10 protein-coding genes are annotated in these 10,327 nt (G+C 40.1%); 9 read left to right on the top strand and 1 reads right to left on the bottom strand.

Translation table 11 applies throughout. The features are described from left to right. Nucleotides 1–218: 218 nt before the first annotated feature. From G1O98_RS32965 to G1O98_RS33005, 9 genes are all read left to right on the top strand, one after another. The gene (locus tag G1O98_RS32965) at nucleotides 219–1,499 is read left to right on the top strand and encodes a general stress protein (protein WP_163937415.1); all 1,281 of its coding nucleotides are present in this window, start codon (nucleotides 219–221) and stop codon (nucleotides 1,497–1,499) included. Nucleotides 1,500–1,619: 120 nt separating this feature from the next. After that, nucleotides 1,620–2,081 carry a BON domain-containing protein gene (locus G1O98_RS32970; protein ID WP_163937419.1) on the top strand — a complete coding sequence of 154 codons (462 nt, stop codon included), beginning with the start codon at nucleotides 1,620–1,622 and terminating at the stop codon, nucleotides 2,079–2,081. 180 nt (nucleotides 2,082–2,261) lie between these two features. Further along, nucleotides 2,262–2,693, top strand: coding sequence for a CAAD domain-containing protein (locus G1O98_RS32975; RefSeq protein ID WP_163937422.1), 432 nt, complete (start codon nucleotides 2,262–2,264; stop codon nucleotides 2,691–2,693). Between the two features lie 270 nt (nucleotides 2,694–2,963). Next, nucleotides 2,964–3,371 carry a hypothetical protein gene (locus tag G1O98_RS32980; protein WP_163937426.1) on the top strand — a complete coding sequence of 136 codons (408 nt, stop codon included), beginning with the start codon at nucleotides 2,964–2,966 and terminating at the stop codon, nucleotides 3,369–3,371. 289 nt (nucleotides 3,372–3,660) lie between these two features. Then, nucleotides 3,661–4,248, top strand: a complete 588-nt coding sequence (locus tag G1O98_RS32985) for a LemA family protein (RefSeq protein ID WP_114084712.1) — start codon at nucleotides 3,661–3,663, stop codon at nucleotides 4,246–4,248. Between the two features lie 6 nt (nucleotides 4,249–4,254). After that, complete coding sequence (locus tag G1O98_RS32990; protein WP_163937429.1) at nucleotides 4,255–6,186, top strand: M48 family metallopeptidase; 1,932 nt, start codon at nucleotides 4,255–4,257, stop codon at nucleotides 6,184–6,186. Between the two features lie 389 nt (nucleotides 6,187–6,575). Further along, entirely contained in the window at nucleotides 6,576–7,295 is a 720-nt protein-coding gene (locus G1O98_RS32995; protein WP_163937432.1) for a hypothetical protein, read from the top strand. A 290-nt stretch (nucleotides 7,296–7,585) separates the two neighbouring features. Beyond that, entirely contained in the window at nucleotides 7,586–8,353 is a 768-nt protein-coding gene (locus G1O98_RS33000) for a DUF1350 family protein (RefSeq protein ID WP_163937435.1), read from the top strand. Between the two features lie 410 nt (nucleotides 8,354–8,763). Further along, nucleotides 8,764–9,900 carry a SpoIIE family protein phosphatase gene (locus G1O98_RS33005; protein WP_163937438.1) on the top strand — a complete coding sequence of 379 codons (1,137 nt, stop codon included), beginning with the start codon at nucleotides 8,764–8,766 and terminating at the stop codon, nucleotides 9,898–9,900. On the opposite strand, the gene G1O98_RS33010 is transcribed toward G1O98_RS33005, so the two are convergent. Beyond that, nucleotides 9,901–10,227 carry an STAS domain-containing protein gene (locus G1O98_RS33010; protein ID WP_163937441.1) on the bottom strand — a complete coding sequence of 109 codons (327 nt, stop codon included), beginning with the start codon at nucleotides 10,225–10,227 and terminating at the stop codon, nucleotides 9,901–9,903. It abuts the gene before it with no gap. Between the last annotated feature and the right edge of the window lie 100 nt (nucleotides 10,228–10,327).

A 10,327-nucleotide genomic window follows, 5' to 3' on the forward strand; every position in this document is an offset into this window, starting at 1 on the left:
ATGTCAATGTCTAGCAAAAATTTTAGAACTAAAACATATAAGTATTTAGAAAAGTGTGACTTTATATTTACTCATTTAGATAAAAACACCTATACCTAATGATAGAGATAAAAATTCTTCCAAGCGATTGATGAAAGATAAATCTAAACATGTATTAATAAGGGTATTACAAGCTATAAATTTGTGAATAATTGATTGTTGCTGAGGAGAAAAAGATAATGGTTGTAGGTGTACATAAACGTGCTGTAGGTGTATTTTCTAATCGTCGAGATGTTGAACATGCGCTACATGAATTGAAAAAAGTCGGCTTTGATATGAACAGAGTCTCTGTCATTACGCAAGATGGAGACAGAGAAGATATTGCTGGTGCTGAAGTGCGCGATCGCGTCGGTGATAAATCTGATGAAGGTGCTAAAGTTGGAGCCGCTACAGGCGGCGCTTTGGGCGGATTAACTGGTTTATTAGTCGGTCTTGGTACTTTGGCAATTCCTGGAATTGGGCCAATTATGCTGGCTGGAGCCGCAGCAACTACTCTAGCTACAACTCTTGCTGGTGCAGGGATTGGTGCGGTAGCTGGTAGTTTGCTTGGTGCATTGATTGGTTTAGGAATTCCCGAAGAACGAGCTAGGGTTTATGACGAACGTGTAAGACGAGGACACTATTTAGTAATCCTGGATGGCACAGATACGGAAATCGCTAGAGCAGAAGCAATTCTCCATCAGCGTGGTGTCGAAGAGTTTGGTATTTACGACAACCCAGATGCGAGAAATGCTGATTATGTCGCTCCAACCCATAACGTAAATGTGGCTCATAGTGGTGTTGCTAGACGCGCGATAGGAGTATTTTCTCATCGCCGAGATGCAGAAGCGGCACTCACAGAATTACGAGATGCGGGTTTTCCCTTAAGTAGAGTCTCCATCATCGCCAAAGATACAGACGGTCGTGGGATCGCTGGTGTCGATGTAGATAGAAATGTTGGAACAGGTAATAAAGCAGACGATGGTGCTAAAACTGGAGCAGCTACAGGCGGTGTTCTAGGCGGCTTGACTGGCTTATTAGTTGGTCTTGGAACTCTAGCAATTCCTGGAGTTGGGCCTGTGATTGCTGGTGGCGCAGTAGCAACAGCTTTGGCCACAACCTTAGCTGGTGGTGCGATCGGTGCAGCTGCTGGCGGTATTGTCGGCGCACTAGTTGGCTTGGGAATTCCTGAAGACAGAGCGCGGGTATATAGCGATCGCTTCCAAAGAGGCGACTACTTGGTAATTATCGATGGTACGGAAGCTGAAATCCACCAAGCTGAAGCGATTCTCAAGCGTCGGGGTATTGAAGAATTTGCTATTTATGATGCCACTGATTTAGGCGAACATCGGCCAGGTTCCGACCGAGTAATCCATCATGACACAACAGTAGCCAATCCCATTCACCCCAATCACTCAAGAGAGCCTCATATTCACGATCCTGCTGTAGTGATTGTTGACCGTCGTGATGAAACACTTTAATCCAAAGTAGTTTTCACTGATACTAATTACACACAATTGCAAGAGCAAGAATTCAAAAACTTGCTCCTCACTTCACCGTAAAAATCAACAAATTTCACTTTCCGATTGCGAATTAAATCTATGAAAAAGCTAACCCCCTTCTTAATTAGCACCCTTTTAGTTTTTGGTGTTGCTGCTTGTGATAACGCTTCTAAAACAAGTGAATCTGCACCCAATAATCCTAATGAAGCTCCACAATCACCGAGTGTACAAACAACAGAAGCTTCTCAAAAAGACGCACAAAGTGAAACTCGCAGAAGACAACTTGATGCTGATATCCGAGCCCGCGAACAACGAAATAATGTCACTGGCGGCGATACAGACAGAGCTAAAGGTGACTTATCAAGTCAAGTTCGCTCTAAGCTAGAGGCAAACATACCCAAGGGTCAACTAACAGTTGATGCCACAAAGGATGGAGTTGTGACTATCGGAGGAACTGTTAACAATCAGCAAGAGTTGGCTAAAATTGAACGTTTAGCGAAAGAAATTAAAGGTGTCAAAACTGTAGTTGTTAAAGCAACTGTTGCCCCACCAACAAACTGAGGCAACTAACAATAAATTCGAGTGAGTAGGTAGAGAAAAATCAATTTATATTTTCCTACTCAACCTTAATGGTCAGTTATACTTATTACTGACCATTAATAATTGAGAACTGACGACTTTAATGATTATATTTATTGATGCTCAGTTCAGTTACAGAAACTTTTGTAATCATTGAAAACTATGGAAACCGAACAACAGCAACGTGAATCTATCAATACTTCAATATCACAAGGTGCGCTAGCACTTGAAGGTGTAGATGCAAACTTGCCAAAGTTACCGCCAGCATCGGAACCGGAATCTCAATGGCAGCAAATTAGCAGACAAGTTTCTCAATTTTTGGAGAAACTACCCAAATACTTAGGTAGCTTTTTTCAGGACTATAAGCAGCCTTTAATCACTGTTAGTTTAATTTTAGCTGCCATTGTTACAGCAAAGTTAGTGCTAGCACTACTGGATGCAATCAATGATATTCCATTACTATCACCACTCTTTGAATTAGTGGGAATTGGTTATGCCAGTTGGTTTATTTTCCGTTATCTACTAAAAGCTTCAACTCGGCAAGAATTAGCTGATGAAATTCAATCCCTCAAAAATCAGTTTGTGGGCGAATAAACTTTCTAACCATTCAACTAGTAAACTACATTATGGTAGAAGTTTATCTACCTTTAAGACAAGGGGCTTAAACTCCTTGTCTTAAATAGTAAATGTAAATTATTAGTATTTAACCTGAATTAATATTAATCTTTTGATACATCGTAAGATAGAGGATGTAATCCTCTTTTTAATTTTAAATCACTTCTAAAGATAGTAGTTCGGAGATAAAAAAAAGCTTAATCTAGTTTTTGAAGTTATTTAATAGATTCTTTTACGAGGACATAAATTATGGCTAATGAAGCAGTTAAGAGAGATACAGATTCATCCGATCGCGCTGAAGTAGATACTTATGATCGCGGCATTATTCCAGCCGAAACTGCTGCTCGGATCGAAAGAGAAGGCGGCAACTACAAAACACTCCCTACAGAAGAAAGGGAGGCGGATGCAGCTACAGATGACCAAACCGATCCAGAAAGTGTACGCACTACTGACGGATACACCGTAGACAAAGAAGGTTTGTTGAACAACTATGCAGTTGAGCCGGAAATGTACTACGAAGAACCAGGTGATGCACGCAAACAAGCAGCAGAAGACACTGCACAACGTGTTGAAGAACTTGGAGAAGTTAATCAGGATGAAGAAGGCAAGTTGACCGAAAAGGGTGACAAACGCGGTAGAGGCCCAGGAATAATTTAATTAACAACTATCCTTTTGGTGGGTGCAATTACACGTAAAAAGGCTAAATAGACAGTTCGTAGAGACGCAATTATAGTTATTGCGTCTCTATTTATATAGCAATACACTTTGGGTTAACGCCAAAGCCCTTCAACTGCATTGGGCTTTGGGCAACCTATCTAGCTCAGTGCAATTGCGTAACTAATTTTACAGGCGACGAAGCCAACTTGTTAAAAGTAGACTCATCTTTATATCCACACAAATATTTGCTGGATATAAAGTAAGTACCTGATTGAAATAATCTAAAAATATGGGGCTTTTAATATTTTCTGTTGCTTTAGTTGCCATTGTTGCTCTAATTATCATTAATGCCTACAACGATTTAGTCAAGTATCGCAACCGTTACAAAAATGCTTACTCTCAAATCGATGTTCAATTACAGCGTCGCTATGACTTAATTCCCAACTTGGTGGAAACTGCCAAAGGGTACATGAAACATGAACGAGAAACCTTAGAAGCAGTTATTGCGGCTCGGAATTCTGCAATTAATGCTAGTAGTCGTGCCGCACAAAATCCCGGCGATCCGCAAGCGATGCAACAGTTGGGCAATGCTGAAGGAGCGCTGACGGGTGCGTTAAGTCGGTTGATGGTACTTTCAGAATCTTATCCAGAATTGAAAGCCGATCGCGCCATGACTCAGGTGATGGAAGAATTATCTTCTACTGAAAACCGGATTGCTTTTGCACGTCAGGCTTTTAATGATGCGGTAACACTTTACAACACCAAGAGCGAATCTTTCCCCAGCAATCTTGTGGCAAATACTTTTAACTTTACTGTTGCAGAATTGCTCGCCGAAGCGACTCCAGAAATGAGAAATGCTCCACGCGTGTCTTTTTAAATATCTATGAATTTCTTTGAACATCAGGATCGGGCACGCCAAAACACGCAACAATTAATTGGATTATTTTCCCTGTCGATCGCAGTCATGATTATTGCGATTTACATTGCCACTTTATTTCTGCTCCGCATGGCTCCACGTGTTTGGTGGCATCCAGGGATATTTCTCTACGTGGCTGGGATTACAATAATTGCGATCGCAGTGGGAAGTCTCTATAAAATTGCCTGTCTCCGTCAAGGAGGAAGCGTCATTGCTCAGGAGTTGGGGGGACAACTCTTACTCCCAGATATGGCAGATGAACAAGGGCAACAACTATTAAATATAGTCGAGGAAATGGCGATCGCTTCTGGTATTTCTGTCCCAGAAGTTTATCTCCTGGAAAGAGAAACCAGTATTAATGCCTTTGCTGCCGGATTTACGCCCAATGATGCTGTAATTGGTGTTACCCGTGGGACTTTACAACATCTAAACCGAGATGAGTTACAAGGAGTTATCGGCCACGAATTCAGCCACATTCTTAATGGAGATATGCGGCTAAATTTGCGTTTAGTGGGACTCTTGCACGGGATTTTGTTCATTTATTTAACCGGGGAATTGCTCTGGCGCATTCGCGATAGCTTCCGTTTAGGAAAGGAAGATAAGGGTTTACCCATCTGGGCTTTTGGTTTGGCACTAATGGCAATTGGCGGTATCGGATTACTGTGTGGACGGCTGATTAAAGCCGCCGTCTCTCGCCAACGTGAATTTCTTGCCGATGCTTCGGCTGTACAGTTCACTCGCAACCCCAACGGACTTAACGGAGTCTTCCAAAAACTCCAACAGATGGATTCACGCTTGATTTCGCCTGGTGCAGAAGCCGCTAGCCACATGTTTTTTGGTAATGCCCTCAACCCCTCTTTCTGGGACAATATGTTTTCTACCCACCCACCTCTGGCAGAACGTATCCGTCGCGTTGGGGGTTTGAACGTTAGCAATTTGCCAGCAATGCCATCTCGCAATCAAATGCGTTCCCCTTCCCAGGAATCTCTAACAATGGGCTTTGCTGGTAGTTCCAACGCCACACCAGAACAGGTTGTAAACCAAGTTGGAAGCGTTACACCAGAGCATTTTGCTCATGCTCAAGCGCTGTTATCGCAGTTACCAGAATCCCTGCGCTTGGGTGTACGGGAGCAGGAAAGTGCAATGGCGATCGCTTTTGCGCTAGCGTTAGATACAGAAAATATCGAGATCCAAAAACGTCAGATTGCTTGGTTACGCGAGGTACAGCCTGCTGAGTTGGTAGACAAAACTCTAGAATTGAGTAACGAAATTAGCCAGTTAGATGCCAAAATTCGCTTACCACTTGTGGATTTGGCAGTACCCGTATTGCGCCAAAATTCTGCCAAAGAATGCCAAAGACTATGCAAATGTGTCCACGGTTTAGCTGTAGCCACCGGAAGTTTATCACTGTGGCATTTTGTATTGCAGTTAATACTGTGGCATCGTCTCCAACTTAGTATAAATCCTGCATCTACAACAACAGTAGAATACACCTCCATAGAACAGATTTGGCCAGATAGCCTCTTAGTACTGTCCGTAATTGCCCGCGTTGGACACTCTCAACCCGATGCGTCCACCGAAGACATCGCCTATGCTTTTCGTTCTGGAGTTTTTCGGCTTCCCAAAGCCGCAGAACAAGAAAAACCAGACACGCCACCAAGCTGTAATTTCACTGAACTTAAGAAAAGTATTGAACGCCTCCGCCTTGCCAGTCCCAAACTCAAGCAAGCTATTGTAGATGCCTGCGCTCACACGGTACTATTAGATAACAAAGTTACACAATCAGAAGCAGATTTGCTCAGAGCGATCGCTATGACGTTAGACTGTCCCATCCCTCCATTTTTAAACCCTCAACGTGGCATTTCAAAACAGAAACAATCTTCTCCGAAGGGAAGTTAATGTAACGAGTGAGACACAATTATTTATAACTAAACAATAAAGTCCGTTTTTGCGGACTTTTCTATTATTCTTTTTATGGCTAGAAATAGCTGTTTAACAGGAAAATAACCCGTTGCATTATCATTACATTTACAAGCAATTGATTTATTTTCGATTTCGTTTTTTTCTTGGCGTTTTTCTCTACGAAACGCTGCACGTTGGCGGTTTGTTCATTTTTATAACTAAAATAGGATTGCTATCTGGGCAAAAGAGTATCATATTGTACAAAAACTCTTGGCATTGGCTAGAAGTATTAACTTGCTTAAAAAAGTTTAGACAAAATGCCAGCATTCTAGAAATTTGATTGCTATATTAGATTAAATAACTATTCTGGCAAGGATTAAAAAGCTGTGCGGGATGATTTACAGGGCTTGGAAATTAGTCAGGATGAACTGCAAAAGCTGACTAATTTACCTGTCAATGATCAACTTTTAATCATTACAAATCCTCTCAAAAATTTTGCAAAAATATACATCCAAAAAATTAAAAGTTCGGAAGGAGCTACTGTAGTTTTTATTGGGTTTGCTACATTTGTTTTTGGCTATCTTTTATTTGATATAATTCTCAAAATATTTGTATCATGGATAGCAATTCCATCCTGGATAGTATTAATTATATTAGGTCTTTGGGTTGGCGGTCTTACGCAAACCATCTTATATTTAATATGGAAAAAGAGAAGTAAAATTGTCAAGCTCAACATGACAAACTCTCTCCAAATCCTGTTAAACGATGTTGAAAGATATAATACTGTAATTAGAGCAATACATATCAATGACCAAATAGAAGAAGCTGGTAATCCAGAAGTGCTGATAAAAGAAAGAGAGAGTGTTCTCGCAGCGCTTAATCTTACCAAAGCTGATTTAGTTCGCGCTTTGAAGACAGAAAGGATTTTGAGAGAAAATAAGAGCTTTATCCTTAGTAATACAGAACTATTCGTCAACAATTTAGCAACTTTAACAGCCATGCAAGTAAATGAACAGGCTACTGAGCATGGAAGGTTGCTTAATGAAGCCTTACAGATTGCATTAGATGTGCAACACGAAATGAAACGATTACAGACTCAGGGTTAAAATAATTTTTGTAATGACTTTCTCTACAAGATGCTGTGCGGACTCGCTACGTTAACGTGTATCACGTTCGTTTGCGAACAGCATATCGCAGACAAGACTCAGTAACGTAATTCGTAATCGAAAAATAGGTCAGACTAAAAAACCTCTTCTGATAGACCAGTTATGGCTAGAGATTTAGACTTCAACTGTAACGTAATTACCAATCGTTCGTAGCTTTTTTCCTAATCCTTCCCACGGTAGCGATCCCCGGTCTAACATAAAGAATATCAAGAAAGTGATCGCTTATCGGCATGGACTGGAAAGAAGTCAGAGGTAACTGGGTAATCATTCCCCGAAATCCCATAGGTATCATCCATTTTTTAGGAGGTGCATTTGTCGCCACTGCACCACACATCACTTATCGCTGGTTACTCGAACAACTGGCAAGTAAAGGCTATGTCGTAATTGCTACGCCTTTTGTCAATACATTGGATCATACAGCGATCGCAAAATCCGTGCTGTTAAACTTTGACCGCACCCTGGAACGATTACATGATTCTGGAGCATTACGCAAGCTTTACTTCCCCATCTATGGTCTTGGACACAGTATGGGCTGTAAACTTCACTTGCTAATTGGTAGCCTCTTTAAAGTAGAACGTGCAGGCAATATTTTACTATCCTTCAACAACTACGCCGCCAAAGAAGCTATTCCCCTAGTAGAACAGTTCAATTCTACTTTGAGAATCGAGTTTACTCCTTCACCGTTGGAAACTAACAAGCTTGTCCAAGAGCGTTACACTATCCGACGTAATTTATTAATAAAGTTTAGTAATGACACCATTGATCAATCAGCAGCTTTAACCAAAATCTTACAAGAACGCTTTGATGACATGGTGACAGCACAAACATTACCAGGAAATCATACAACGCCTTTAGGTCAAGATATTAAATGGCAAACTGGAACGTCTTTTACCCCCTTTGATGCATTAGGGCAATGGTTCAAGCAAGAAGCATACCGCGACTTGAACCAGTTAAGAAGTTCTATCCTGTTGTGGATGAATCCTCTTGCACCTCCATAATGTTTTATGACTGTCAAAAAGTTATAAATTCGACTGGGAAATATAGAAAAATTCTAGATAAATTAACTAATGTAATAATATTGACATTAGTTAATAGTAGGGGCTTTCAGCTTTTTCTTCTTTACAAGAGGCTATGCGAACAAAGTAGGTCTAAAACCCTTACAGCAAACTTTGAATTATTTACGCTGTCCTACTTGTTAATACAGAAATACAGCAGGTTGCAACTAAGTACATAATTTAGGAATAAAAATTTAGATATAAAGAGTTTCTGCCTTCCACATTAAAACCCGTATCTTTGTACTTTATGAAAAAGAAAACTGTTTTATTAGTAACTAATTAACTCACATTATAATATTTTGATTTTCTATCTTTGCTAGTAAATTATTAATGAGTTTTTCTGAGAAATACCTATGTTTCAAATACTAATAATTGATGATGATTATTCCATAAAAACACTTTTGAAAAGGATGTTAGAAAAACAGGGTTATGAAGTAGTTACTGCTAGTAGTGGCGAGGAAGGAATAGAAAAAGCGCTAGCTTGCCGTCCAGCACTAATTATTTGTGATTGGATTATGCCGGGGTTGACTGGTCTGGAAGTCTGCCACCGTATTAAAACAGATCCCAAATTTTTTACCACATTCTTTATTTTATTAACATCCTTAGATTCAGTTGCCGATTGTGTCAAAGGTCTAGATGCTGGTGCTGATGATTTTATTTCCAAACCTATCGAGCATAATGAATTACAAGCGCGGGTAAGAGCGGGGTTACGCCTGCATCAGTTGAGTAGAGATTTGCAGGCTCAAAAGTTGCTTTTAGAATCAGAAATGTCAGAAGCAGCAGAATATGTGCGATCGCTGCTGCCTTTTCCTATGACTGAACCTTTCAATATAAATTTCCGGTTTATTCCCTCGCGGCAACTCGGTGGTGACTGTTTCGATTACTATTGGCTTGATGACGATTATCTAGCAATTTATTTACTCGATACTGCGGGACATGGACTCAAAGCTACTCTTCCCTCAGTTTCAGTGCTGAATCTGCTGCGTTCTCGTGCGCTTAAAAGTCTGAATTACTATCAACCTAGTGATGTGTTGAAGGCTTTGAATGATACCTTCCAGATGAATTATCAAAATGACAAATACTTTACGATTTGGTACGGAGTTTACAATCGAATCAACCGCCAATTAGTTTATGCTAGTGCAGGTCATCCGCCAGCAGTTTTAATAACTGGTTTATCCCCGAGAAAGTCTGACGTTCAACTCTTGAAAACCCCCGGTATGCCAGTTGGGATGTTTCCAGAAGCAAAATATGTTGACGGGGTTTACAATATTGAAAAATTCAGTAGCCTTTACATTTTTAGTGATGGCGCTTATGAAATCACTAAATCAGATGGCACTCTTTGGAGTTTGGATGCTTTTATTCAGCTACTAGTTAGCTTACAAAATCCTGTTGATTGCCAACTCGATCATGTACTGAGTTATTTAATCGCTCTGAACTCCAAAGATGCTTTTGATGATGATTTATCTATTTTGCAAATGAAGTTTGATTAATTACGTATTGGATACTAAAACCTGATTAAATGCGTCTTGGCTAGGGAATATTTCAAATACTTTATCCATATTAGTAAGTTCAAATAATATCCTTACTTGCTCATTAATTGAGCAAAGAACAAGCTTAGTATCTGCTGCCCGCAAGGTTTTAAAAGCTAACACTAAAGCTCCTAAACCTGAACTATCCATAAATATTACATCTTTAAAATCCACTAACACAATTTTCGCACCACTTTCTAAAATATCAGTGATATTTTGTCGAAATTCTTGTGAAGTTGTGGCATTTAAATTACCACTGAGCTGAATAACTTTTACTTGTTCTCTCATAATTATGTCACGCTTATTTGTGTAAATGATGCTCTGATGCCGCTATTTTCGCTATTATATACCCATCATAGAGCATTTAAAAATGCTTTCAAAATTAAAT

Source organism: Nostoc sp. UIC 10630 (genome assembly GCF_010747425.1).
In the GTDB taxonomy this organism is placed as follows: domain Bacteria; phylum Cyanobacteriota; class Cyanobacteriia; order Cyanobacteriales; family Nostocaceae; genus Nostoc.